Source organism: Microbacterium sp. W4I20, assembly GCF_030816505.1.
GTDB lineage: Bacteria > Actinomycetota > Actinomycetes > Actinomycetales > Microbacteriaceae > Microbacterium.
Window position 1 is genome coordinate 1403857 of record NZ_JAUSYB010000001.1, and the last position, 25319, is coordinate 1429175.

The following is a 25319-nucleotide window of genomic DNA, read 5'->3' on the forward strand; positions in this document are numbered from 1 at the left end:
GGCGTCAGGATTACGGCTTCGTCTTCTCCGGCCAGTCGGTGACGACGACCTTGCCGATGGTCCTCGACTCCTCGACGATCTCGTGCGCGCGCCGCATCGTCGCGGCATCGAGTGGGGTCAGGTGAGTCGTCATGGTCGTGCGGATGACGCCGTCGTCCACGAGCTCGGCGACCTGCTCGAGAAGCTCGTGCTGGTAGGCGTCGGCCGGGTCGGTCACCGGACGTGTGAACATGAGCTCCCAGTGCCAGGTGACGCTCTTGCCCTTCAGCGCGTCGATGCTGCCGCCGGTCTCGTCGATCGAGACGACCTCGCCGCGCGGGCGGATGACGTCGGCGATCGCCTTCACGTTGCCGGGCGTGAAGGAGGTGAAGACGTAGTCGACACCGCCGGGTGCGAGAGCGGCGACCTCACCGGCGAAGTCACGACCCACGACGTGGTCGGCGCCCATCTGCTGCACCCACTCCATCGACTCCGGCCGCGAGGCCACCGCGATGACGGTCAGCTTCGTGAGCGCCTTGGCGAACTGGATGATCAGGGAGCCGACGCCACCCGCCGCGCCGATCACGAGGAGGGTGCCCTCGCTGCGGTCGTCGAGGCGGAGCTTGTCGAACAGTGCTTCCCACGCGGTGATCGCCGTCAGGGGCAGGGCGGCGGCCTCGGCCGTGGAGAGCGACGAGGGTGCGTGGCCGACGATGTTCTCGTTGACGAGGTGGTAGCGGCTGTTGGTGCCGGGGCGGTCGATCTGTCCGGCGTAGTAGACCCGGTCCCCGACCGAGAATCGACTCGCCTGGTCGCCGACACCCACGACGACGCCGACCGCGTCGTAGCCGACGATGCGGTGGTCGCCCGAGGTCGGCGAGCCGGCGCGCACCTTCACGTCGACCGGGTTGATGGAGACTCCCTCCACCTCGACCAGGAGGTCGCGACCCGACGGGGTGGGCACCGGGAGAGTGATGTCGGAGAGCGACTCCGCGTCCGAGACGGGACGTCGGCCGCGAGCGCCGATCGCGGGCATGCGGGCAGGAAGGGAGGAAGTGTCGTTGGCCATGTCGGTCACGCTATCCGAACACCCCTAGTTACCCGCAAGCGCCCCAAGTATCCGAGAGATACCATGGACGGATGCTGACCGACACCGCCTGCCGCATCGACACCCCGCACGACGTCTACGACGCGCAATGTCCCTGCCGTGGGGTACTCGATCTGCTTGCCGACAAGTGGAGCGCTCTCGCGATCGGCGCCCTCAGCGAAGGACCGCAGCGGTTCGGGGTGCTGAAGACCCGCTTGGAAGGGATCAGCCCCAAGGTGCTCACCGCGACGCTGCGGCGCCTGGAGACGCGCGCGCTGCTGGAGCGCACGGTCTACGCCGAGGTTCCCGCGCGGGTGGAGTACTCGCTCACCGAGCTCGGCGTCGATGCCGAGAAGCCGCTGCGCGCACTGCGGGACTGGGTCGAGGCGAACATCGAGCGCTTTCCGCCGGTCGACTGATGGCCGTGGAGATCCGCCCGCTCACGGATGTCGACGTCGAGCCCGTGGTCGCGCTCTGGGAGGAGACCGGCCTGACCCGGCCGTGGAACGACCCCCGTGAGGACATCCGTCGCGCTCGCGCCGTCTGGCCCGAGCTGCTTCTCGTCGCGACCGACCAAGACGCTCTGGTCGGGACCGTCATGGCCGGATACGACGGCCACCGCGGCTGGCTCTACTACTTGGCGACCTCGCCGGAGCGACGCGGCGAGGGAGTCGGGCGGCGGCTCGTCGAAGAAGCGGAGTCACGGCTCCTGGCGCTGGGCTGCCCGAAGGTGATGCTCATGGTCCGCGCGGGGAATGACGCGGTGCTCGAGTTCTACGACGGAATCGACTACACGCGCGAGAGCACCCTGCTCACCGGGAAGCGCCTGATCCCGGACGGGTAGAACCCCGGGGCCGGTGCTACATTCGGCCCATGGTCGTGGAGAAGACGCGCCCGAGCCGCTTGTCGCCGAGCGCCCTCGGTCGGAGGGGCTGGCGGTGGCCCTGTGGGTGCTCATCCCACTCATCCTCTTCGCGGCGTACTGGTGGCAGCTCTTCGAATAAGGAAGCCCACGTTCTGGCGTCCGCTCGTCGGCGTCGCCCTCGTGGTCGCGGCGGCGCTCGTCACCAGCATCCTGTTCCAAGTGGGCCTGGCCCCCATGCACGAGCGCAACGATCGCACCGCGCTGGGCGAGGCTTCCGCTGAGACGGCTCAGGTGGGCGATCCGCTGGGCGATATCAGCCTCGCGATGTCCGTCGAGCGGCGGATGCTGTTCTGACCGCGTTCGGGTTGAATCGAGACATGGATGATGCCGGGATCGAAGTTCGCTCGGGAGCAAAAGACGTGGGCACCGAGGCGAGCCGCGCGAAGCGCTTGCGCGCCTCCCTACGACTGATCTCTGCCGTAGCCATCATCGGCATCGTCGCCGCTGCGGTCTGGTTCGTCTTCGCCGCCGTCGCCGAGTCGGGAGGTCAGCTGGCTGCCGCCAGCACCACCGCCGCAGGCTTGGGCGCCGGCTGGTCTGCCGCATTCGCCGCCGTCAAGACGCAGCTGAAGTCGATCGATGCGGTACCCGACCCCGGGGCGGCCAGCCACGCGTGACCCTCTGGCTGGTGATCGCGAACCGTGGCTCTGGCGCCCGAGCGGGACATCTCTAAACGACGTCGTCTTGGGGAAGTCGGCTCTCTCGCATGCGTGCGATCAGATCGCGCGAGCCGCTGACCAGCAGCACGACACCGAGCAGCACCAGCACCCCGGCGAACACGAACTGCCACCATTCCTGAGCCGACAGTGCCGAGGACACGCTGAAGATCAGCGCCGCGATGCCGAGGAGCAGCTTGCCCCAAGCGAGACTGACGGACGTGTTCTCTTCTGAAGCCGGCATGACACGAGCCTATCCACGCTGCCTCTGGCCACAGAAAAACCTCGGCGAACCGGGGTCTTGATCTGTCCGACCCCGTGTCTACGGTTGACTCGTGACCTTCCGCCCAGACGACCGCGTCTATGTCGACGAGTCCAAGGCGCGCGGCTACTACGTTGTCGCGACCGCAATCGCGATCGGAGACTTGCGCGGGTCCGAGCGAGCTCTCCGTGACCTTCTCAAGCCAGGCCAGCGGCGTATCCACTTCAAGAGCGAGAGCGACAGCCGTCGACGGCAGATCCTCTCGAGCATGTGCGCGCTCGATGTGCGTGTCTCCGTCTGGATTGCGAAACGGAGACCGGACAAAGAGGCTCGACCGCTGTCTCTTGGCGCACTCGTCGCGGAGGCCGTCAAGAGCGGTGCCGCACTACTGATCATCGAACGAGACGAGTCTCTTGAGCGCGCCGACCGTCGGCTGATCGCCGACGTGCTCCGCCGCGCCGGATCATCAGAAATGCAGTATCGACACGTCGCGCCTCATGAGCATCCGCTTCTCTGGGTGAGCGACGCTGTCGCCTGGTGTTACTCGAACGGTGGCGACTGGATCCGCCGCATCGACACGATCGTCGAATCGCGGGTCACCCAGCTCTAGAAACACGTGAGCCTGGCTCGTCTACCGTCCGGAAGACTGCCAGGCTCCGAGGGCTACTGCCCGCCGTTCATTCATTCTAACGCGCGGCACTGACAGGGGGCCAGCTATCATCTGCCTCGGAGCTGGACCGAAACGGGCAGTACGGCTGCCCTGTCGGCTACACCGCAACTCTCCTGGGATACAGAAAAACCCCGGCGAACCGGGGTCTTGATCTGTAGCAGGAGCGGGGCTTGAACCCGCGACCTCACGATTATGAGTCGTGCGCTCTAACCAGCTGAGCTACCCTGCCGCGAGGCATCCGTCCGCGTGTGAGAAGAATGCTGCGAGCCCCGAGTCAGGATTGAACTGACGACCCCTTCCTTACCATGGAAGTGCTCTGCCACTGAGCTATCGGGGCGTGCTGCCCCTCTCGGGGCAACCACACGAGAATACCATCACAGTGGCGTCCTCATGAAATCAAGGCCGGTCAGTACTCGTACCGACCCGCGTTCTCGCGGAGCCACGGCAGCGGATCGATCGTCGACCCGTTGACGATGAGCTCGAAGTGCATGTGAGCGCCGTACGAGCGTCCGGTGTTTCCGGTCTTGCCGACCATGTCGCCGACCTTCACGGTGTCGCCGGCCTTCACCTGCAATGAGCCGTACTGCATGTGCGAGTAGTGGCTCGTGATGACCGAACCGTCGATGACGTGGTCGATGTAGACGGTCACGCCGTACGCGCCGCCCTGCTCGGTCGCGATCCGCACGGTACCGTCGGCGATCGCCTGAACGGGCGCGCCGTTACCGGGCACGAAGTCGATGCCCTCGTGCAGCCGACCGCTACGCATGCCGTAGCCGTAGCTCATGCCCACACCGACCAGGAACGGCCACTGAATGGCGGCGTCGGGGTCGTTCGTGAAGATCTCGCTGGAGTAGTTGATGCCCTGCTCGGCCGCGACCTGCACGAGCGAGACGGTGCTGAAGTCGTCGGCGCGGGCCAACGACTCGCTCTCGACACCCGCGGGAGCGACGAACGCCTGGATCTCATCGTCGGCCGTACCGGCCTTGGCCGCTTCGGATGCTGTGACGAGCGACGTCGCCGCCAGGGGCGACCCCTGAACAGCAGCGACGGCCTCGGCGGGCAGAGTCATGGAGACCGCCAGAAGCCCGGCGAGGCTCATCACGCCGACGGTCGCGCCGGCGGTGAGGATCTTGCGAACGTTGCGCGGGCGACGCGGCGGAACATGACCACCGGCTGCGGCGGGCTCGGCTGCCGGAGCGGGCTCGGCGACAGGCTCTTCAGAGGCGGATGCCGCCGGCACAGGGCCGGTGGCCCGGAAGGCGCGTGATGCGCGGTCGAAGGCGTCAGCATCGGCGTGGGGAAGCGATTCCTCAGCCGGCTCTGCGGCGGCCTCGGGCTCTTCGTCCTGAACGGCTGTCGTAGGCTCTTCGTTCTGCTCGGCGGCCGGCTCGTGCTCGATGGCCTCGACCGGCTCGGAGATCTCGATGAGCTCTTCGACCTTGTCTGTGACGATCGATACGTCGGCGTCGGAGACGACGGCGACATCGTCCGACGCATCGATGAGCGGGACGACGGGCGCCTCCGGGATCGGGGCGTCGATGGTGGTGCGCTGGCGTGCGGCGCGACGGGAAAGGGGGGCGACGGCGGCGAGGGCGATAACGGATTCGACCGCCAAGACGGACTCCGTCGTTCCCGCCGCGGGGGCCTCAGAGGCCGCAGTGCGGAGTCGGCTGGACCGGCGCGTGGGCGCAGAGGCAGCCTGGGAATTCTCGAAGGGCAAAAATCTAATCTCTCGGTCGTGCGTCAGCTCGGGGGCGCAAACTTCAACTCTCGCCTTCGGGTGGCGAAAGTAACGATCGCATAAACCCTACCGGCATCCGCCTGGGAAAGCCATGAGTCGGTCAGCGATTCTCGCTGAGGAGGGCGCGGAGGCGGGCGTGCACATCCTGCCCTCCGGCGATCAGCATCGGTCGCGCCGAGTCGACGTCGAGTCGCGAGACCACTCCCCCCGCCTCGCTCACGAGCAGCGCCCCCGCCGCGAAGTCCCACGGCTTGAGCCCGCGCTCGTAGTAGCCGTCGAGTCGCCCGGCCGCGACGTAGGCGAGATCGAGCGCAGCGGATCCCGAGCGACGCAGGTCGCGCGCCATCGGCATGACGTGGCGCACGGTCGCGAGGTCGCCGTCGTGCGTTGCGGGGTCGTAGCCGAATCCGGTGGCGAGCAGCGCGCCGGCTGGCGTCTCGGTCGTGACGGCGAGCCTCTCCTCCCCCGACCACGCCCCGTGCCCCTGAGCCGCAGCGAAGATCTCGCCCAGAGCCGGGGCGTTCACCACTCCGGCGAGCGCCTCCCACGACTGCGGATCCGGTGTCCCTCGCACGGCAGCGATGCTCACGTTGTACGCGGGCATGCCGTAGGCGTAGTTCACGGTGCCGTCGATCGGATCGACGACCCAGGTGATGCCGCTGACTCCGGACTCGGCTTCCGACTCTTCGCCGAGAAAACCATCGTCCGGTCGGACCGCAGCGATACGAGCACGGATCAGCGCCTCGACCTCGCGGTCGGCATCCGTCACGATGTCGGCCAGCGTCGATTTGGTGGCGGCGAGGTGCACGCCCTCACGGCGTCGCCGGTGCGCGAGTTCACCCGCTTCGCGGGCGATCTCGGTCGCGAGGTCCTTCAGTTCGAGAGCGAGGCTCACGGAGCAGGATGGTGCGGCGCGGGCGGGGGCGGCGGGAAGGCCGGCTGGTCGCTCGACGGCGGCGACTGCGGTGGCTCGGCGACCGGCGCCTGCGGAGCTGGAGGGACCTGCGCGGCCGGGGGCGCCTGCGGAACCTGCGGCACCTCGGGCTGTGCGGGCGGCGCGAACGGCTGCGCGTACTGCGGCGCCGCGGGCTCAGGAGCGACCGGGAACGGAACCGGCGCCTGCGGAAGTGCCTGCTGCTGCTGTGGCTGCGGCGTCGCGCTCGGGTACCCCGTGTAGTAGGCATTCCAGTCGGGGCTGCCGTCGGGCAGCACCGGCAGGGGCGTGATGCCGTCGGCGTAGCTCGGCCAGGCCGGGGCGGCAGAGACGGGGTGAGCCGCCTGCGCCGGCTTCTTCGGCGCGAAGAGAGCGTTCAGCAACGGAACCAGAGTGGTGCCGACAGCCGCGAGGATCGTCAGCGCGACGACGATGCGCCAGTACAGCTCGCCGTAGTCGAAGGTGTGCGGGAACGCGAGGAAGAAGACGAGCAGGCCGACGAGGGCGCCGAGGAAGACGAGGGTCGCGATGTAGATGATGCGCGTGAACGTGGTCACGTGACGCTGCGCGGCGGGCGTGAAGAGACGCACGTGCAGGAGCGCGAGCTGCAGGATGCCGATCACCAGCAGCAGCTGGAAGAAGCGCTCCGCACCCGTGAAGTAGTCGTCGTCTTCAGGAAGCCAGATCTTGACGGCACCGACGAGGAGGGCGACGATCCAGGTCACCATGCTCGCGAGGGCGAGCCAATCCGGGCGGTTCGGGGCAAGCCCCGCCTCGAGGATCGCGATGCCCGCGAACGCGGCCAGCAGGAGGATCGTCAGGAATGCGCGGCCAATGAGGCCGTCCTGGTCTCCGATCAGCACCCAGATGACGCAGACGAGAGCGGCGGCGATCAGCGCGCCGATGGCGATCCAGATCGCACCTCTGATGAGCAGCGACAGATTCTTCTTCTCACCCTGTGTCGATTGCTGCGGGGTGATGTCCGGTTGAGACATGGCCATCCTCTCGTTGAGCGGCGTTGCCCTCATCCTGCCACGCGAGGACCCGCTTGCCACGGTGCGACCGCGCACTGTTCACACAGTGGCACGAAGTTGCGTCCGTGCAGAGGTGGTCAGCCGGCCTTCTTCACGGATGCCGCCGCGAAGGCGGCGACCCGCGCCTGAGCATCCGAAGTCTGCAGCGCCGCACCGATCGAGCGTGCCTCCTCGCTCAGCTGCTCGACGAAGGAGCGCTCCGGCTGCGAGCGCACCAGATGCTTCGCCTGGCCGTAGGCGTCGGCGGCTCCCGCCAGCCAGAAGCGGGCGATCTCCTCGCCCCTGGCACGCACGAGCTCGGCCTCAGCTGCGGCATCCGGCCCTTCCACCGCTTCGGCGACGAGTCCCCACTCCACCGCCTCCTGCGCCGTGAGCAGCCGATCCTGCAGCACGAGCTGCAGTGCCCGGCGCTGTCCGACGGCGCGGGCGAGCTGCGCCGAGACCGAGAGGTCGGGGGTGAGCCCGATGTTCGCGTAGAGGCTGCCGAGCCGTGAGCGCGAGCCCACGACGGCGTAGTCGCTGCAGAGCAGGATGCCGAGTCCGCCGCCGGCCGTCGTGCCGTGTGCCGCCGCGACGACGGGTACGGAGGACTCGGTGAGCGAGCGGATGCCGGAGTTGATGACCTCGGCGAGCGCGGTGATGTCCGCACCCGACGACGAGCCCATGGTCGTGGCCATGTCGATCACGTCACCGCCCGCGCAGAACGCGGGTCCCGCCGCATCGATCAGGATCGCCTTCACATCCGCCCGTGAGGTGGCCTCGGCTGTCGCATCCCTCCAGGCGTGGGCGAGGTCGGCGTTGAACGCGTTCAGGCGGGCCGGGCGGTTCAGCGTGAGCCGAGCCATCCCCTCTTCGACGGCGAACAGGATGGCATCGCTCATGGCTTCTCCTTCGAGCATGGGACGGGTGGGTTCAGCGTAACCGCGATCAGGCGTACTCCCAGACGCGGGAGATGAAGGCCTCCATGCGTCGGCGCGTGCCATCGAGACGGAAGTCGACCTGACCTGGCGAACGCACCTCGTTCGGGGCGAGCGGATGCGCCAGGCGCACGTTCTCGTGACACGAGAGGTCGGCGCAGATATAAGTGCCGAACGAGTCGCCGCGCCTGCCCGCCTCACCCGCACGTCGGGCCGAGAGCAGAGCGACCTGGTTGCCCGGCTGCATCGTGTGGCAGATGTTGCACATGCCCGAGCGTCCGCGCGCCGGCTCGGACGCACGCAGCACGACCCCTGCCACGCCACCCTCGTGTTGGATCAGCACGTACCCGCGCTTCGCCGCACTCGGATCGCGCCAGGCGAAGAAATCGAGGTAGTCCCAGTCGACCAGCATGAAGTCGTGCGGCATCTCCATGGTGCGCAGCTCGTCGTCATCCGCGTTGACGAACGAGGCCCTGACCTCGGATTCGGTGAGCGCTCGCATCGTTCCAGTCTAGGAACCATCGCGCACGGTCGAGGCCGCGTCCGGGTTCTGGGCGGCGACCCGATCGCGGATCAGGAAGCCGAACCCGAACGCGATGAAGAACATCAGCACGCCGTAGACGGCAGCCGGAAGGCTCAGCTCGACGGAGCCGAGGACCGACTGCGCGATGACGATCGCGAGCGTGGCGTTGTGGATGCCGATCTCGAACGACGTCGCGATCGACTGGCGCTTCCCGACGCGGAGCCAGCGAGGAACGAGGAATCCGATCGACAGGCTGATCACGCAGAACAGGATCGTGATCAGCGCGAGCTGGCTGAAGTTGGCGACCAGGAGCGCCCAGTTCGATGCCACGGCTCCCGCAATCACGACGATCAGGATGATCACCGAGGCGATCCGCACCGGCTTGTCCATGCCATCGGCGAAGGTCGGCCAGAACCGGCGCACGATCATGCCGAGCGCGACCGGGAGGAGGACGATCGCGAACACCTCGAGCGCCTTCGACCACTGCAGTCCGAGGGTGTCGTCGAACGGCTGGAAGTAGGCGATCGCGAAGTTCGTGATGAGCGGGAGCGTGATCACGGCGATCACCGAGTTCACCGCGGTCAGAGAGATGTTGAGCGCGATGTCACCGCGGAACAGGTGGCTGTAGAGGTTGGCTGTCGTGCCGCCGGGCGACGCGGCGAGCATCATCATGCCGACTGCGAGGATCGGCGGCAGCTGGAAAGCGAGCACCAGCCCGAAGCAGATCGCCGGCAGCAGCACGAGCTGGCAGAGCAGCGCGATGATCACCGCCTTGGGCTGCTTCAACACCCGCGCGAAGTCGGCGAGAGTGAGGCTGAGTCCGAGTCCCAGCATGATGATTCCGAGAGCGACGGGCAATCCGATGGTGGTCAACGCTGATCCCATGGCACTCAGTGTGGCGGATGCGGGGGCGCGGTGTCACGGAACCCGGCGGATGCTCGGGCCTGCCACCTGGTCGAGATATCGTGACAGCATGACCCGATCCGAGCCCCGACCGCTTCTCGGGCTGCTCGGCGCACTGATGTTCTGGGGTGGCCTCAGCTTCACCCTTCTCTTCGCCGGAGTGTTCGTCTGGTTGCTCGTGACCGGTTCGCAGCCCTCGTGGGTGCTCCTCGGCGTCACGGCCGCGTTCTGCCTCGTGGGGCTGTGGCTGGTGAGAGTGAGCGGGGTACCGCTCAGCGAGGCCATGCAGCTCTGAAGGGCGGCTGACCACCGGGAGTTCTCCTCGGCGTCTGCGACGGGAAACCCGGCCGAAGAAGAAAGCCCTCGGGCGACCGAGGGCTTCTCTGTGTGGTGGCGAGTGAGGGATTCGAACCCCCGAATGCGATGCAGTCTGATTTACAGTCAGATCCCTTTGGCCGCTTGGGTAACTCGCCAGAGCGCACCCGTCCAACTTGGACAGCCAACCGGGGGCACGAGAGATAATCATACCTGCCCGAGGCGGGCACATGAAATCGGCGGATCAGCTGCCGAAGACGCCCCGGTCGGCCTCGGCAAGCGACTCGGGGGTGCGCAGCAGACCGCCCTCCGCGCGGCACGTCGCCGCCGCGATGTCCATGGCCCGTTCGAGCAGCGCGTGCCAGTCGTCGAGAGCCTCCGGGGTCCGCTCGACCAGGCCCGCAGCGACCGCGGCGAGCGTGGCATCGCCGGCCCCGACCGTGTCGACGATGCGTCCGGGCAGTTCGGAGATCGGGGCGGTCGTGGTTCCGGCATCCGTCTCGAGGGTCGCCCCCGCCGATCCTGACGTCGCGAGCACGGCGCGCACGCCGAGGCCGCGGAGCCGGGCGCGGAGGGCGTCGAGGTCGCCGTCATAGAGGATGGCCGCGTCATCGGCTCCGACCTTCACGATGTCGGCACCGGCGGCGAGCCGCTCGAACCCGCGAACGAACTCGTCCTTGTCACTCATCATCCCGGTGCGCGGGTTGGGATCGATCGCCAGCCGTGCGTCGCCGAGGGCGGCCGTAAGCGCATCGACCTCGGCCGGCACATCGAACGGGAAGCAGCTGATCGCCACGAGATCGGATGCCGCGATCGCCGCGCGCGCCTCGTCGGAGTAGCGGATGCTGCGCTGCCGGGCCGCCTGGTTGAAGACGTACTGCGGCTCACCGTTCGCCGCACGGTGCACGACCGCACGGGAGGAGCCGTGCGGCGCCGCGCTCGCGATGAGTTCCACCCCGTGGTCGGCGAGATACTCCTGGATATGCGCACCGGCTTCGTCGTCGCCGACCATCGCGAGGAGAGTGGTGCGGATGCCGAGCCGGCGCAGCCCCACAGCGACGTTCAGCGCCGCCCCGCCCACGAGCTCACGCACACCGGAGTCGTCACGGATCTCGTCGATCAGGGCGTCGCCGATCACGACGGCGGAACCGGCGGGAGAACCGGCGGTGGAGGTCTCGAAGCTCATCCGCCGACCCTATCGCGCGACGGCACGACATCATCTGCGCACGCGCTCCCGGCCGAGGCGACGGAACCGCGCTACGGTGTGCCCATGAACGCGCGATCCATCGCCGCGGCCGCGGCCCTGCTGCTCCTGGTGACTCTCACGGCGTGCACACCGGCATCCGAGGGTTCAGGGGATGCGAGCGGCTCCCCGAAGCCCTCTGCATCCTCCGATGAAGAGCCCGGCGGCTCGGCGTCGCCAGAGCCCTCCCCCAGCGCCACGCCGACCACCCAGGCGATCGCACTGCCGACCGACTGCCGGGCGATCCTCTCCGATGCGGTGCTCGCGCAGCTCGAAGGAATCCCGCTGAACGATGCCGCGTTCGGTCCCTCCGGCGTCGGCGATGACGGCATGCTCACCTGCATCTGGGCGGATCCTGGCGCCGACACCACCGGCCTCACCACCACGATCTCGGGCATGAGCCGCGGCCCCGCGCTCGACATGCTCAACGCACTCGCCGACGACGAGGGGTTCTCGTGCTTCACGCCCGACGGCGGAACGCGCTGCGAGAAGACCTGGCCGAACAAGACCTACCCGGTCACCGACGGTCGCACGCTGTTCTGGAAGGACGACGTGCTGATCGACACGCGCTACTCGAACCTCGCACCCGACGGCTACACGTCGAGCATCGTCGAGCACCTCTTCGGCTAGTGGCGCAGCGCCGCGTCGGGAGGAGAACGCCCCGAGAGGAGGACGCTCCGCGCCGGATCCTCCTCCTGTCGCAGAGATCTCAGCCCGACGCCGCGGGCCCGGCCCGGCGGAGACCCCCACACACACGAAGAAGGCCCCGGGGTGAACCCCGGGGCCTTCTCAGTCACTCAGTACGTCAGTTGTACGTACCGGGCGTGATGTCGTCCGTCGAGAACGCGTCGAAGTCGACGTAACCGAAGTCGCCGTCGGCGTACGCACCGTCGGATGCGAAGATCCGGTTCGGGTAGCGCTCGCTCTTGGCTTCTTCCGTCGCCTCGACCGTGACGTCGCGGTACTTCGAGAGTCCCGTTCCGGCGGGGATGAGCTTTCCGATGATGACGTTCTCCTTGAGACCGACGAGCGGGTCGCGCTTGCCCTGCATCGCAGCCTCGGTGAGCACGCGGGTCGTCTCCTGGAAGGAGGCGGCCGACAGCCACGACTCGGTCGCGAGCGACGCCTTCGTGATACCCATCAGCTCCGAACGGCCCGACGCGGGGCGCTTGCCCTCTGCCACGGCTTCGCGGTTGATTGCCTGGTAGCGCTTGAGGTCGACCATCTCACCCGGGAGCAGGGTCGTGTCGGCGTGATCGACGACGGTGACCTTGCGGAGCATCTGACGGACGATGACCTCGATGTGCTTGTCGTGGATCGGCACACCCTGCGAGCGGTACACGCCCTGGACGCCGCCGACGAGGTAACGCTGCACCTCGCGGGCTCCCATGACGCGCATGATCTCCTTCGGGTCGAGCGTGCCCACCAGGATCGGCTGACCGACCGTGACGTGCTGCCCGTCCTCGACGAGAAGCGTCGCACGCTTCAGCACCGGGTAGATCACTGCCTCGTCGCCGCTGTCCGGCGTGAGGATGACCTTCTTGCCCTTGTCGGACTCGTCGATCGTGATACGACCGTCGGCCTCGGCGATCGGGGACGCACCCTTGGGGGTACGAGCCTCGAAGAGCTCCTGCACACGGGGAAGACCCTGCGTGATGTCATCCGCCGATGCCGAACCACCCGTGTGGAAGGTACGCATCGTCAGCTGGGTACCGGGCTCACCGATCGACTGGGCCGCGATGATGCCGACGGCCTCGCCGATGTCGACGGTCTTACCCGTCGCCAGCGAACGGCCGTAGCACTGCGCGCAGACACCGACGGCGGAGTCGCAGGTCAGGACCGAGCGCACCTTGATGCTCTCGACACCCAGGCCGACGAGCTTGTCGATGAGCACGTCACCCACGTCGTCATGCGCCGAGGCGAGGATCTCGCCCGACTCGCTGACCACGTCGGATGCCAGGGTACGAGCGAACACCGAGTTCTCGACGTTCGCGTCGCGCACCAGCTCGCCCTGCGAGTTCGGAGCAGCGATGGGGAGCTCGAGGCCCTTCGACGTGCCGCAGTCCTCTTCGCGGATGATGACGTCCTGCGAGACATCCACCAGACGACGGGTCAGGTAACCCGAGTCGGCGGTACGCAGAGCGGTGTCGGCCAGACCCTTACGGGTACCGTGCGTCGCGATGAAGTACTCCGCCACCGACAGACCCTCGCGGTACGAGGAGATGATCGGACGCGGGATGATCTCACCCTTGGGGTTGTTCACCAGACCACGCATACCGGCGATGTTCCGGATCTGCAGCCAGTTACCACGGGCGCCGGACGAGACCATGCGGTTGATGGTGTTGTCCTCCGGGAAGTTCGCCCGCATCGCGGTCTGAACCTCGTCGGTCGCCTCGGTCCAGATCTTGATGAGTTCCTGACGACGCTCGGTGTCGGTCGTAAGGCCCTTCTCGTACTGGGACTGGACCTTCGCGGCCTGCTTCTCGTAGCCGGCGACGATCTCGGCCTTGTTCGGCGGGGTGAGGATGTCGCTCAGGGCGACGGTCACACCGGAGCGCGTGGCCCAGTAGAAACCGGCGTCCTTGATGCGGTCGAGCGATGCAGCCGTCTCGACCTTGGGGTACTCCTCGGCCAGCTTGTTGACGATCTGCGACAGCTTGTTCTTGTCAGCCTGCTCGCGGACGAACGGGTAGCCCTTCGGCAGCGTGTCGTTGAAGATCGCCTGACCCAGCGAAGCGTCGACGAGACCGTGGCGCTCGTAGCCCTCGGGAGCGTCGCCCTCGAGGAACGTCAGACCCGGGATGCGGATGCGGACCTTGGCCTGCAGGTCGAGGGTGCCCTCGTCCTTCGCCAGGATCGCCTCGCCGACCGAACCGAATGCACGACCCTCACCGGCTGCGCCCTCCTTGACCGTGGTCAGGTGGTGCAGACCGATGATCATGTCCTGCGAAGGCAGGGTGACCGGGCGGCCGTCGGAGGGCTTCAGGATGTTGTTCGACGCGAGCATCAGCACGCGGGCCTCGGCCTGAGCCTCGACCGACAGCGGCAGGTGCACAGCCATCTGGTCACCGTCGAAGTCGGCGTTGAACGCCGCGCAGACGAGCGGGTGCAGCTGGATGGCCTTGCCCTCGACGAGCTGAGGCTCGAAGGCCTGGATGCCGAGACGGTGCAGCGTGGGCGCACGGTTGAGCAGCACCGGACGCTCGCGGATGATCTCCTCGAGCACGTCCCAGACCTCGGGACGGGTGCGCTCCACGGCGCGCTTGGCGGCCTTGATGTTCTGCGAGTGACCGAGGTCGATCAGGCGCTTGATGACGAACGGCTTGAAGAGCTCCAGAGCCATCTGCTTGGGCAGACCGCACTGGTGCAGCTTCAGCTGCGGTCCGACGATGATCACCGAACGGCCCGAGTAGTCGACGCGCTTGCCGAGCAGGTTCTGACGGAAACGACCCTGCTTGCCCTTGAGCATGTCGCTGAGCGACTTCAGGGCGCGGTTTCCGGTACCGGTGACGGGACGACCACGGCGACCGTTGTCGAACAGGGCGTCGACGGCCTCCTGCAGCATCCGCTTCTCGTTGTTGACGATGATCTCGGGGGCGCCGAGATCGATCAGACGACGGAGACGGTTGTTGCGGTTGATCACACGACGGTAGAGGTCGTTGAGGTCGGAGGTCGCGAAGCGGCCACCGTCGAGCTGCACCATCGGGCGCAGCTCCGGCGGGATCACCGGGACGACGTCGAGGACCATGGCGGCCGGGCTCATGCCGGTCTCCAGGAACGAGTTGACGACCTTCAGGCGCTTGATCGCACGGATCTTGCGCTGACCCTTGCCCTCGGAGATCTGCAGGTGCAGGTTCTCCGCCTCGGCGGCGAGGTCGAACGCCGCGAGGCGACGCTGGATCGACTCGGCGCCCATGTAGGCCTCGAAGTACTGACCGAAACGGTCCTGCAGCTCGTGGAAGACGTCGTCCTCCGGGCGCAGGGCACCGACCTCGAGCGTGCGGAAGTCCTCCCACACGCGCTCGAGCTTGGCGATCTGTTCGTCGGCACCCTTGCGGATGAGCGACATCTCCTTCTCGGCGGCGTCCTTGACCTTCTTCTTCGCGTCGGCCTTGGCACCCTCGGCCTCGAGAGCAGCGAGCTCCTCCTCGAGACGAGCCAGGCGCTCGGCGATCTTCGCGTCGCGGCGGTCACCGAGCGTCTTCAGCTCGAGACGGATGTTGTTCTCCTGCGTGCCCAGGTCGCGGTGACGGGCATCCTCGTCGACCGAGATGACCATGTAGGCGGCGAAGTAGATGACCTTCTCGAGGTCCTTCGGCGCCATGTCGAGCAGGTAGCCGAGACGCGAGGGCACACCCTTGAAGTACCAGATGTGGGTGACCGGAGCGGCGAGCTCGATGTGGCCCATGCGCTCACGACGGACGGAGCTCTTGGTGACCTCCACGCCGCAGCGCTCGCAGACGATGCCCTTGAAGCGGACGCGCTTGTACTTGCCGCACGCGCACTCCCAGTCGCGGGACGGCCCGAAGATCTGCTCTCCGAAGAGACCGTCCTTCTCGGGCTTCAGGGTGCGGTAGTTGATGGTTTCGGGCTTCTTGACCTCACCGTACGACCACGCGCGGATGTGGTCCGCGGTGGCGAGGCCGATGCGAAGCTCATCGAAAGTGTTTGACTCGAGCACTGATTCTCCTGTGTCGGAATTCTTTTTGAGAAGTCTGGCTTCGACAGGCTCAGCCACCCAGTTGGGTCCCTGAGCCTGTCGAAGGGTTAGATCTCGTCGATCGAGGCGGCCTCGAAGCGGCTGGAGATGTTGATCCCGAGCTCCTCCGCTGCGCGGAAGGCCTCGTCGTCGGTGTCGCGGAGGTTGACCAGCGTGCCGTCGGCCGAGAGGACCTCGACGTTCAGGCAGAGCGACTGCATCTCCTTCATGAGCACCTTGAAGGACTCGGGGATGCCGGGCTCCTGGATGTTCTCGCCCTTGACGATCGCCTCGTACACCTTGACGCGGCCGAGGATGTCGTCGGACTTGATCGTGAGGAGCTCCTGGAGCGCGTATGCGGCGCCGTAGGCCTCGAGGGCCCACACCTCCATCTCACCGAAGCGCTGTCCACCGAACTGCGCCTTACCACCGAGCGGCTGCTGGGTGATCATCGAGTACGGACCCGTGGAACGTGCGTGGATCTTGTCGTCGACCAGGTGGTGCAGCTTCAGGATGTACATGTAGCCCACCGAGACCGGTGCCGGGAACGGCTCGCCGGAGCGGCCGTCGAACAGCAGGGCCTTTCCGCTCGAACCGATCAGGCGGTCGCCGTCGCGAGTGGGGATGGTCGCGTCGAGGAGACCGGCGATCTCCTCCTCGCTCGCACCGTCGAACACCGGGGTGGCGACCTTCGTGCCGGGCGCTGCCTCGAAGGCCTCTTCCGGCAGACGAGCAGCCCACTCGGGAGTGCCCTCGACCTTCCAGCCCTGCTTCGCGATCCACCCGAGGTGGGTCTCGAGGACCTGGCCGAAGTTCATTCGACCCGGGATGCCGAGCGGGTTCAGCACGATGTCGACCGGAGTTCCGTCCGCGAGGAACGGCATGTCCTCGATCGGGAGGATCTTCGCGATGACACCCTTGTTGCCGTGACGACCGGCGAGCTTGTCGCCCTCGGTGATCTTGCGCTTCTGGGCGATGTAGACCACGACGCGGCGGTTGACGCCGGAGCCGAGCTCGTCGTCGCCGTCCTCGGCGTTGAACTCCTTGACCGCGATGATCGTACCCTGCTCGCCGTGAGGCACCTTCAGGGACGTGTCGCGGACCTCGCGGCTCTTCTCGTTGAAGATCGCGCGGAGCAGACGCTCCTCGGCCGACAGCTCGGTCTCGCCCTTCGGCGTGACCTTGCCGACGAGGATGTCGCCGGGGCGGACCTCGGCACCGATGCGGATGATGCCGCGCTCGTCGAGGTCCTTCAGCAGCTCAGGGCTGACGTTGGGGAGATCACGGGTGATCTCCTCCTTGCCGAGCTTCGTGTCGCGGGCGTCGACCTCGTATTCCTCGATGTGGATCGAGGAGAGGGTGTCGTCCTTCACGAGGTCCTGGCTGAGGATGATCGCGTCCTCGAAGTTGTAGCCTTCCCACGTCATGAACGCGACGAGGAGGTTCTTTCCGAGGGCCAGCTCACCGTTCTCGGTGGCGGGACCGTCGGCGATGACCTCGCCGACCTCGACCCGCTCGCCGGCGTTGACGACGACCTTCTGGTTGTAGGACGTGCCCTGGTTCGAGCGGTCGAACTTGCGCAGGTGGTATTCCTGCGTTCCCCCCTCGTCGAGCATGACCACGACGCGGTCGGCGGAGACTTCGGAGACGACACCGGCCTTGTCGGCGGTGAGCACGTCACCGGCGTCGATGGCCGTGTAGCCCTCCATACCGGTTCCGACGAGCGGCGAGTCGCTGCGGAGCAGCGGCACAGCCTGACGCTGCATGTTGGCACCCATGAGGGCGCGCTGTGCGTCGTCGTGCTCGAGGAACGGCACGAGCGAGGTCGCGACCGACACCATCTGGCGCGGCGAGACATCGATGTAGCCGATGTCCTCCGGGAGGAACATGTCGACCTCGCCGCTGCCGCCCTTGGGGCGGGCCAGGACGTGGCTCTCGATGAAGCGACCCTTGGCATCGAGCGGGGCGTTGGCCTGCGCGATATTGAAGTCGACCTCTTCCGACGCCGTGAGGTAGTCGATCTGGTCGGTGACGACGCCGCCGGTGACCTTGCGGTACGGGGTCTCGATGAAGCCGAACGAGTTGATGCGCGCGAACGTCGCGAGAGCACCGATCAGACCGATGTTCGGGCCTTCCGGGGTCTCGATCGGGCACATGCGGCCGTAGTGCGACGGGTGGACGTCACGGACCTCGACGCCGGCGCGGTCACGGGACAGACCACCCGGGCCCAGCGCGGAGAGACGACGCTTGTTCGTCAGACCGGCGAGCGGGTTGTTCTGGTCCATGAACTGCGACAGCTGCGACGTTCCGAAGAACTCCTTGATCGCGGCGACGACGGGGCGCACGTTGATCAGGGTCTGCGGCGTGATCGCCTCGATGTCCTGCGTGGTCATGCGCTCGCGGACGACGCGCTCCATGCGGGACAGACCGGTGCGGACCTGGTTCTGGATCAGCTCGCCGACCGCGCGGATGCGACGGTTGCCGAAGTTGTCGATGTCGTCGGTCGCGAGACGGATCTCGGCCTTCTTGCCCGAGCGGATGCCGGTGAAGGTCTCCTCGGTGCCTGCGTGCAGACGCACGAGGTACTTGATCGTGGCGACGATGTCCTCGACGGTCAGCACCGACGAGGTCAGCGGCTGGTCGAGGCCCAGCTTGTGGTTGATCTTGTAGCGACCCACCTTCGCCAGGTCGTAGCGCTTCGGGTTGAAGTAGAAGTTGTCCAGCAGCGCGCGGGCGGCCTCGGCGGCGACCTGCTCGCCCGGACGGAGCTTGCGGTAGATGTCGCGGAGGGCATCTTCCTTCGTGACGATGGTGTCCTTCGCGAGCGTCTCCTCGATCGAGGTGTAGCCGGCGAACTCGGCGAGGATCTCCTCGCTCGTCATGCCCAGGGCCTTCAGGAAGACCGTGACCGACTGCTTGCGCTTACGGTCGACGCGCACGCCGACCTGGTCGCGCTTGTCGATCTCGAACTCGAGCCAGGCACCACGGCTCGGGATGACGCGCGCCGAGACGATGTCCTTGTCGGACGTCTTGTCGGGCGTCTTGTCGAAGTACACACCGGGCGAACGCACCAGCTGCGAGACGACGACGCGCTCGGAGCCGTTGATGATGAACGTTCCCTTGTCGGTCTGCAAGGGGAAGTCGCCCATGAAGACCGTCTGGGTCTTGATCTCACCGGTGAGGTGGTTCATGAACTCGGCCTCGACGTACAGCGGAGCGGCGTACGTCTTGCCGCGCTCCTTGCACTCGTCGATGGAGTACTTCTCCGGCTCGAGGTACGGGTTCGTGAACGACAGCTGCATCGTCTCGCCGAGGTCCTCGATGGGTGAGATCTCCTCGAAGATCTCGCCGAGGCCCGAGTTCTCGTTGACGTCGGTGCGACCGGCCTTCTTGGCTTCGGCAACGCGCGCCTTCCAGGCGTCGTTGCCGACGAGCCAACCGAAGGATTCGGTCTGCAGAGCCAGAAGGTCAGGGACCGTCAGGGTGTCGGAGATCTTGGCGAACGAAAGACGGGATGCTCCGCGTCCGTTCTTGGTGGTGGTGGATGTGGATGCGTTGCGAGCAGCAGCCAAGGGAATAACCTCCGTGAGCCCCGCAGGGCTTCTCGATTCCTTTGTCGTCAGGTGGAGTGTGCGCTCAAAGACTCAACGAATGCCGACCACCATATGAGGGCAGGGAGAAGCGAGCGCAACTACCAACTATACGTGCGATTCTGCAACATGGCAAGCTCAGTCCTTGACCAATCTCGGATGCTGCGGTAAAAGCGTCCAGCCACCGGGCCGGAGATGCATCCGGCCCGGTGATCTCAGGACGCGATGTTCAGCTCGTTACCGGGGATCGACGCCAGCAGACGCCGCGTGTAGGGGTCGCGCGGATTCGTGAAGATCTCCTCGGACGACGCCGCCTCGACGAGCTTGCCGTCCTTCATCACGCAGACGTAGTCGCTGATCAGCCGCACCACCGCGAGATCGTGCGAGATGAAGAGGTAGCTCAAGCCGTACTCGCGCTGCAGGTCGCCGAGCAGCTTCAGGATCTGGTCCTGCACCAGCACGTCGAGCGCCGAGACCGGCTCATCGCAGACGATCAGGTCGGGTGAGAGCGCGAGCGCGCGGGCGATCGCGATGCGCTGCCGCTGACCGCCGGACAGCTCCGACGGATACCGGCGCAGCATCGACTGCGGCAGGGCCACGTCGTCGAGCAACTGCCGCACGCGCTTGCGCCGATCCGCGCTGCTCCCCCGCTTGTAGAAGTCCAGCGGCTCCTGGATCAGCCGCTCGATCGTGAACATCGGGTTCAGGCTCGAATACGGATCCTGGAAGATCGGCTGCACCCGCTGGCGGAAGTTCTTCGTCTCCGCCCGGTCGAGCTTCGAGATGTCCTTGCCCTCGTAGCGGATCAGGCCGCTCGTGGGCTCGATCACCTTCAGCAGCATGCGCGCGGTCGTGGTCTTGCCCGAGCCGGACTCCCCCACGATCGCGACCGTCTCACCGCGCGGGATCGCCAGCGACACGTCGTCGACCGCGAGGAAGTCCTCGCCGCGACCCCGTACCGGGTAGACCTTGGTGAGGTTCTCGAACTCGACGATGTAGTCCTGGGGCTTCTCCGGCGCAGCATCCGCCTCGGCATCCGGCGCAGCATCCGCCCGCTCCTCGGTGTGGAACGCCTCGGGGCGCAGACGCGCTGCCGCCACCGACGGCGCCGCCGCGACGAGAGACTGCGTGTAGGGATGCTGCGGCGACTCGAGGATCTGCCGTGCCGACCCCTGCTCGACGACCTTCCCGCGGTGCATGACGACGACCCGCTCGGCACGCTCGGCGGCGAGGCCGAGGTCGTGGGTGATGAGCAGCACCGCGGTGCCGAGCTCGCGGGTCATCGCTCCGATCTGATCGAGGATCGTCTGCTGCACCGTGACGTCGAGCGCGCTAGTCGGCTCGTCGGCGATCAGCAGCCGCGGCTTGCACGCCAGGCCGATCGCGATGAGCGCGCGCTGCCGCATGCCACCGGAGAACTCGTGCGGATACTGCTTGGAACGACGCTCCGGATCGGGCAGCCCCGCCGCGGTCAGCGCCTCGACGACCTTCGACTGCACGTTCTGGCGAGTGGCGAGACCGTGCGCGAGCAGCGTCTCCGCCACCTGGGTGCCGATCTTGGCCACCGGGTTCAGGTTCGACATCGGGTCCTGAGGGACGAGGCCGATGTCCCGCCCGCGGATCGTGCGCAGCTCGTGCTCGGGGGCGCGGGAGATCTCCTTGCCATCGAGACGGATGCTGCCCGAGGCGATCTTGCCGCCGCCGGCCAGCAGCCCGATGATGGCCATCGCGGTGGTGGACTTGCCGGAACCCGACTCCCCCACGATCGCGACGGTCTCGCCGGGGTTGATCTCCAGGTCGACGCCCTCCACGGCATGGACGACGCCGTCCATGGTCGCGAAGTCCACGGCGAGGCCCTGGACGGACAGCAGCGGAGCGGCCGACATCTGATTCTCCTTCGTGGCGCGCTCTGCGCCCTCGTTCCGCGCGTTCATCGTGCCCTCGTCCGTGGATCCATGGCCTCACGCAGCGCCTCACCCAGCAGGGTGAAGCCGAGTGCGGTGATCGCGATGCAGATACCGGGAAGAAAGGCCAGCCACGGCGCGATCGCGAGCTCCGCCTGCGCGTAGGTGAGCATGCGGCCCCACTCCGCGGTCTCGGGGCGACCGCCGCCGAGGCCGAGGAACGACAGCGCTGCGGCGTCGATGACCGCGGTCGCGAGCGTCAGGGTGCCCTGCACGATCACCGGACCGATGGAGTTCGGCAGCACGTGCGACATCGTGATCTGGCCGCGGCCGAGCCCGAGGGTCTGCGCGGACAGCACGTAGTCGCTCGATCGCTGCTGCAGCATCGACGCCCGAAGAAGACGGGAGAAGATCGGCACCTGGGATGCTCCGATCGCGATCATGACCGCGAACGGCGTCTGACCGAGGATTGCCGCGATGGAGACGGCGAGCAGCAGGTTCGGCACCGACAGGATGATGTCGACGACCCGCATGATGACGGTGTCGACCCATCCGCCGAAGGTACCGGCGAGCAGACCGAGCACCATGCCGCCGACCAGCCCCATCGCCGTCGAGATCACACCGACGAGTAGAGAGGCCTGCGCACCCCAGATGAGCTTGGACAGCACGTCGCCGCCGAAGCGGTCGAGCCCGAGCGGGAACTCCGGCAGCTCACCAGGACCTGGGATGTGCGTCGGGGTGACGAACTTCGCACCGGGGAGCGCGGTCTCCGGGTAAGGCGCCAGCAGCGGTGCGAGCGCGGAGACGAGCAGGAAGGCGAGGACGATGACGGCGCCGATCCATGCCGTCGGATTGCGGCGGAGCCTGCGGAACACGTCGCGCCAGAAGCCGCCGGGTCCGTCGTTCAGATTGGCCTGAGCGATGGCGACGGTGTCGATGCTGCCGCCGCTCTCCGCCGACGGGCCCTGGGCGGGTGGGAGTGCGATGCTCATGACACGACCTCCTTATGAGAGGGGGAGAGGGACATCACTGGACCCTCACTCTCGGATCGATGAAGCTGTAGGACACGTCGACCGCCAGGTTGATCAAGGCGTACGCGATCGCGATGAAGATGATGAATCCCTGGAGCACCGGGAAGTCCCGGGTGAAGATCGCCCTCGCCAGGAACGAACCGATGCCGGGGAACGCGAACACCGTCTCGGTGAGGACCGCTCCGGAGATGAGCAGACCGGTCTGCAGACCGATCGTGGTGATGACCGGGAGCATGGCGTTGCGCAGGATGAAGCGGCTGCGCAGCGTGGACGAGCCGACGCCCTTGGCGCGACCGGTGCGCACGTAGTCCGCGTTCTGCACCTCGAGGACGCTGGCCCTCGTGATGCGCACGATGATCGCGAGCGGGATGGTGCCGAGAGCGAGCGCCGGCAGGATGAGATGCAGGATCGCGTCCCACGAGGCGTCGAACTCCCCCGTGATGATGCCGTCCCACACGTAGAAGCCGGTGGGATGCGTCGCGTCTATTCGGGGGTTCTGCCGGCCGTCCGAGGGCAGCCAGCCCAGCTGCACCGCGAAGATGTACTTCAGGATGAAGGCCAGGAAGAAGACCGGGATGGTGATGCCGACCAGGCTCAGCACGACGGACGCGTGGTCGGTGAACTTGCCGTGGCGGCGGGCGGCCCAGTAGCCGAGCGGGATGCCGACGCCGATCGCGAAGATCAGCGCCATGACGCTCAGTTCGAGCGTGGCCGGAAAGCGGCGGAAGAACTCCTCCACCACGGGCCTGTTCGTCTGGATCGATGCTCCGAAGTCGCCCTGGAGCAGGCGGCCGATCCAGATGAAGTACTGCTCGAGGAGCGGCCGGTCGAAGCCGTACAGCTCGTTGACTCTGGCGATGGCATCCGGGGTCGCCTTCTCACCGAGAAGGGCGACGGCGGGTCCGCCGGGAAGAGCCCTGACCCAGGCGAACAGCAGGATGCTGAGGCCGAGCAGGGTGGGGATGAGGAACAGCAGTCGCCTGCCGATGGTGCGCAGCAAAGAGATCTCCGATGATCGGAAGGTACGCCGTGTTCCGGTTCTCGCGATGTACGAGAACCGGAACACGGCTCCTCAGATGGTCAGACCTACTTGGTGAGGACGATGTCCGTGAAGACCTCGTCGTTCACCGGGCTTGCCGGGTAGCTCTCCACGCGCGGGTCGAACGCGAGGGTCGGCGCCGGGTGCGCGAGCGGGACACCGGGGATGAACTGCGCGACATCCTCGTTGATCTCCTCGTACAGCGGGGTCTGCTCCTCGAGGCTCGAGACACCGCGCGCCTCGGCCAGCTTCTGGAACAGCTCCGGGTTGTCGAAGCCCCACTCGGAGCCCTTCTGACCGAAGAACACGCCGACGAAGTTGTCGGTGTCGTTGTAGTCACCGGTCCAGCCGAGCAGGTGGATGCCGTGGTCCGAGGTGCCGGTGGTGCGGTCGAGGTACTCGACCCACTCCTCCGAGACCGGGGTGGTCTCCACGCCGACCTCCGAGAGCTGCGAGGACAGCACCGTGAAGATCTGCTCGGGGTCCGGCATGTACGGACGCGAGACGTTGACCGGGTAGTTGAAGTCGAGCTTCAGCGGGTTCGCCTCGTCGTAGCCTGCCTCGGCGAGCAGTTCCTTCGCCTTCTCGGGGTCGTAGTCGTAGGTGGTGACGTCGGGGTTGTACCCGTTGACGACCTCCGGGACGAACTCGATCGCCTTCTTCGTGCCCTCGGGCAGGACCTGGGTGATCAGCGCATCCTTGTCGATCGCGTAGGAGAGCGCCTCACGGACCTTCGGGTCCTGCAGCTCCGGCACGGCCTGGTTGAACGCGAGGTACAGGATCGTGAACGGCGGGCGCGACACCATGGTGAAGCCGTCGTCCTCGAGTGCCTTGGTGTCGGCCGGACCGACGAGGTCGTAGCCGTCGATCGAGCCGGACTCGAGCGCCTGGCGGCGAGCGGTCGGGTCGTCGATGGTGCGGAAGATGATCTCGTCGACCTGTCCCTTGTCGCCCCAATAGTCGTCGTACGCCTTGAGCGTGACCTGCTCGCCCGGTGCCCACTCGTCGAACTGGTAGGGGCCGGTGCCGACCGGGTGACCCATCGCGTACTCGGACAGTTGCGGAGCCTCGGCGGAGCCGCCGACCTCATCCGCGCCGAACTCCTCCAGCGCCGACGGGCTCTGCATCCCGAAGGACGGCAGCGACAGCGAGGGGATGAAACCGGCGAAGGGCTTGTTCAGCTCGATGGTGACCTTCGAGTCGCCGTCGGCGGTGCAGGACTTGTAGACCGCGTCCACGGCGTTCGAGGCGTAGCCCTTGAAGAGCTTGTTGTAGTAGTAGCCGAAGGCCTCGGACGCGGCCAGGCCCGTCCAGTTGAACCAGCGGTCGAAGTTGAAGCAGACGGCCTCGGCGTTGAACGGCGTGCCGTCGTGGAAGGTGACACCCTCCTTGAGGGTGAAGGTGTGCGACATGCCGTCCTCCGCCGACTCCCAGCTCTCGGCGAGCAGCGGAGCGGGGTCTGCGGTGCCGGGCTCGGTGCCGACGAGGCCCTCGAACATCTGACGCGAGACGCGGAACGTCTCGCCGTCCTGAGCGAAGGCCGGGTCGAGGCTCGCCGGATCGGAGGAAGCAGCGAAGACGAACGTGCCGTCGACGTCACCAGCGGGTTCGTCTCCGTTGTCGCCGCGGTCGCTGGCGACGCATCCCGCCAGGGCGAGAGCAGCGATCGTTGCTCCGGTGATGGCGATGATCCCCCGCCGTCGTGTGACTGTGTGGTGCATTCTGTGACCTTCCCTGTAGGGCGCTTCTGTGCACGTCCCGGAGCCTCTTCGCTCCGGACACGGTGATTCCTTGACGCTACCCAGTGAATTCTCAGATACCAAACAACCGCATGTTTCGATCCGGTATCGACCGCTTGCGGTGCGGG

Annotated in this window: 22 protein-coding genes and 3 tRNA genes; 7 read left to right on the forward strand and 18 right to left on the reverse strand. The window is 66.8% G+C overall.

Annotated elements, in window-relative coordinates; translation table 11 throughout:
- Window positions 1-10 precede the first annotated feature (10 nt).
- The gene (locus QFZ21_RS06820; protein ID WP_307375831.1) at window positions 11-1048 is read right to left on the reverse strand and encodes a zinc-binding alcohol dehydrogenase family protein; all 1038 of its coding nucleotides are present in this window, start codon (window positions 1046-1048) and stop codon (window positions 11-13) included.
- A gap of 71 nt (window positions 1049-1119) precedes the next feature.
- On the opposite strand from QFZ21_RS06820, the gene QFZ21_RS06825 reads away from it, so the two are divergent.
- The 4 genes from QFZ21_RS06825 (at window position 1120) to QFZ21_RS06840 (ending at window position 2608) form a co-directional block, all read left to right on the forward strand.
- On the forward strand, window positions 1120-1485 hold the full coding sequence (locus QFZ21_RS06825) for a helix-turn-helix domain-containing protein (RefSeq protein ID WP_307375833.1): 366 nt from the start codon (window positions 1120-1122) through the stop codon (window positions 1483-1485).
- Window positions 1485-1910 carry a GNAT family acetyltransferase gene (locus QFZ21_RS06830; protein WP_307375837.1) on the forward strand — a complete coding sequence of 142 codons (426 nt, stop codon included), beginning with the start codon at window positions 1485-1487 and terminating at the stop codon, window positions 1908-1910. The genes QFZ21_RS06825 and QFZ21_RS06830 overlap by 1 nt, the downstream gene beginning before the upstream one ends.
- A 141-nt stretch (window positions 1911-2051) precedes the next feature.
- A complete protein-coding gene (locus tag QFZ21_RS06835; RefSeq protein WP_307375840.1) occupies window positions 2052-2285 on the forward strand; it encodes a hypothetical protein in 234 nt (77 codons plus the stop codon).
- A gap of 23 nt (window positions 2286-2308) precedes the next feature.
- Complete coding sequence (locus QFZ21_RS06840; RefSeq protein WP_307375841.1) at window positions 2309-2608, forward strand: hypothetical protein; 300 nt, start codon at window positions 2309-2311, stop codon at window positions 2606-2608.
- A gap of 52 nt (window positions 2609-2660) precedes the next feature.
- Here QFZ21_RS06840 and QFZ21_RS06845 read toward each other — a convergent pair whose 3' ends face one another.
- Window positions 2661-2891: a hypothetical protein gene (locus tag QFZ21_RS06845; RefSeq protein ID WP_307375845.1), complete on the reverse strand. Its 231-nt coding sequence runs from the start codon at window positions 2889-2891 to the stop codon at window positions 2661-2663.
- A 91-nt stretch (window positions 2892-2982) separates the two neighbouring features.
- On the opposite strand from QFZ21_RS06845, the gene QFZ21_RS06850 reads away from it, so the two are divergent.
- Window positions 2983-3519, forward strand: coding sequence for a hypothetical protein (locus tag QFZ21_RS06850; RefSeq protein WP_307375848.1), 537 nt, complete (start codon window positions 2983-2985; stop codon window positions 3517-3519).
- A 215-nt stretch (window positions 3520-3734) separates the two neighbouring features.
- Here QFZ21_RS06850 and QFZ21_RS06855 read toward each other — a convergent pair.
- The 8 genes from QFZ21_RS06855 to QFZ21_RS06890 all read right to left on the reverse strand — a co-directional run bounded on the left by QFZ21_RS06855 (window position 3735) and on the right by QFZ21_RS06890 (window position 9613).
- A tRNA-Met gene (locus QFZ21_RS06855) sits at window positions 3735-3808 on the reverse strand.
- A gap of 36 nt (window positions 3809-3844) precedes the next feature.
- Window positions 3845-3916, reverse strand: a tRNA-Thr gene (locus QFZ21_RS06860).
- 69 nt (window positions 3917-3985) lie between these two features.
- Window positions 3986-5194, reverse strand: a complete 1209-nt coding sequence (locus QFZ21_RS06865; protein ID WP_307375851.1) for a M23 family metallopeptidase — start codon at window positions 5192-5194, stop codon at window positions 3986-3988.
- A gap of 226 nt (window positions 5195-5420) precedes the next feature.
- Entirely contained in the window at window positions 5421-6215 is a 795-nt protein-coding gene (locus QFZ21_RS06870) for an inositol monophosphatase family protein (protein ID WP_307375854.1), read from the reverse strand.
- Complete coding sequence (locus QFZ21_RS06875) at window positions 6212-7249, reverse strand: hypothetical protein (RefSeq protein ID WP_307375856.1); 1038 nt, start codon at window positions 7247-7249, stop codon at window positions 6212-6214. The genes QFZ21_RS06870 and QFZ21_RS06875 overlap by 4 nt, the downstream gene beginning before the upstream one ends.
- A 116-nt stretch (window positions 7250-7365) precedes the next feature.
- A complete protein-coding gene (locus tag QFZ21_RS06880) occupies window positions 7366-8169 on the reverse strand; it encodes an enoyl-CoA hydratase/isomerase family protein (RefSeq protein WP_307375859.1) in 804 nt (267 codons plus the stop codon).
- Between the two features lie 46 nt (window positions 8170-8215).
- Window positions 8216-8707, reverse strand: coding sequence for an FBP domain-containing protein (locus QFZ21_RS06885; RefSeq protein ID WP_307375861.1), 492 nt, complete (start codon window positions 8705-8707; stop codon window positions 8216-8218).
- 9 nt (window positions 8708-8716) lie between these two features.
- Window positions 8717-9613, reverse strand: coding sequence for a bile acid:sodium symporter family protein (locus tag QFZ21_RS06890; protein ID WP_307375863.1), 897 nt, complete (start codon window positions 9611-9613; stop codon window positions 8717-8719).
- Window positions 9614-9701: 88 nt separating this feature from the next.
- Here QFZ21_RS06890 and QFZ21_RS06895 point away from each other — a divergent pair, with 88 nt between their 5' ends.
- Entirely contained in the window at window positions 9702-9926 is a 225-nt protein-coding gene (locus tag QFZ21_RS06895; RefSeq protein WP_307375865.1) for a hypothetical protein, read from the forward strand.
- 93 nt (window positions 9927-10019) lie between these two features.
- Here the strand turns inward: QFZ21_RS06895 and QFZ21_RS06900 are convergent.
- Both QFZ21_RS06900 and QFZ21_RS06905 read right to left on the reverse strand, forming a co-directional pair.
- Window positions 10020-10104: transfer RNA gene (locus QFZ21_RS06900), tRNA-Tyr, on the reverse strand.
- 86 nt (window positions 10105-10190) lie between these two features.
- Window positions 10191-11132, reverse strand: coding sequence for a PfkB family carbohydrate kinase (locus QFZ21_RS06905; RefSeq protein ID WP_307375869.1), 942 nt, complete (start codon window positions 11130-11132; stop codon window positions 10191-10193).
- Window positions 11133-11216: 84 nt separating this feature from the next.
- On the opposite strand from QFZ21_RS06905, the gene QFZ21_RS06910 reads away from it, so the two are divergent.
- Window positions 11217-11819 carry a hypothetical protein gene (locus QFZ21_RS06910; protein WP_307375871.1) on the forward strand — a complete coding sequence of 201 codons (603 nt, stop codon included), beginning with the start codon at window positions 11217-11219 and terminating at the stop codon, window positions 11817-11819.
- Window positions 11820-11994: 175 nt separating this feature from the next.
- On the opposite strand, the gene rpoC is transcribed toward QFZ21_RS06910, so the two are convergent.
- The 6 genes from rpoC to QFZ21_RS06940 all read right to left on the reverse strand — a co-directional run bounded on the left by rpoC (window position 11995) and on the right by QFZ21_RS06940 (window position 25173).
- The gene (gene rpoC, locus QFZ21_RS06915; protein ID WP_307375873.1) at window positions 11995-15870 is read right to left on the reverse strand and encodes a DNA-directed RNA polymerase subunit beta'; all 3876 of its coding nucleotides are present in this window, start codon (window positions 15868-15870) and stop codon (window positions 11995-11997) included.
- Window positions 15871-15956: 86 nt separating this feature from the next.
- Window positions 15957-19460, reverse strand: coding sequence for a DNA-directed RNA polymerase subunit beta (locus tag QFZ21_RS06920; protein WP_307375875.1), 3504 nt, complete (start codon window positions 19458-19460; stop codon window positions 15957-15959).
- 233 nt (window positions 19461-19693) lie between these two features.
- Complete coding sequence (locus QFZ21_RS06925; protein WP_307375878.1) at window positions 19694-21412, reverse strand: ABC transporter ATP-binding protein; 1719 nt, start codon at window positions 21410-21412, stop codon at window positions 19694-19696.
- Window positions 21409-22374 carry an ABC transporter permease gene (locus tag QFZ21_RS06930; protein WP_307375881.1) on the reverse strand — a complete coding sequence of 322 codons (966 nt, stop codon included), beginning with the start codon at window positions 22372-22374 and terminating at the stop codon, window positions 21409-21411. The genes QFZ21_RS06925 and QFZ21_RS06930 overlap by 4 nt, the downstream gene beginning before the upstream one ends.
- Before the next feature lie 34 nt (window positions 22375-22408).
- Complete coding sequence (locus tag QFZ21_RS06935) at window positions 22409-23413, reverse strand: ABC transporter permease (protein ID WP_307375884.1); 1005 nt, start codon at window positions 23411-23413, stop codon at window positions 22409-22411.
- A gap of 86 nt (window positions 23414-23499) precedes the next feature.
- Window positions 23500-25173 (reverse strand): ABC transporter substrate-binding protein, encoded by a 1674-nt coding sequence (locus QFZ21_RS06940; protein ID WP_307375886.1) that lies wholly within the window; start codon window positions 25171-25173, stop codon window positions 23500-23502.
- Window positions 25174-25319: the final 146 nt, after the last annotated feature.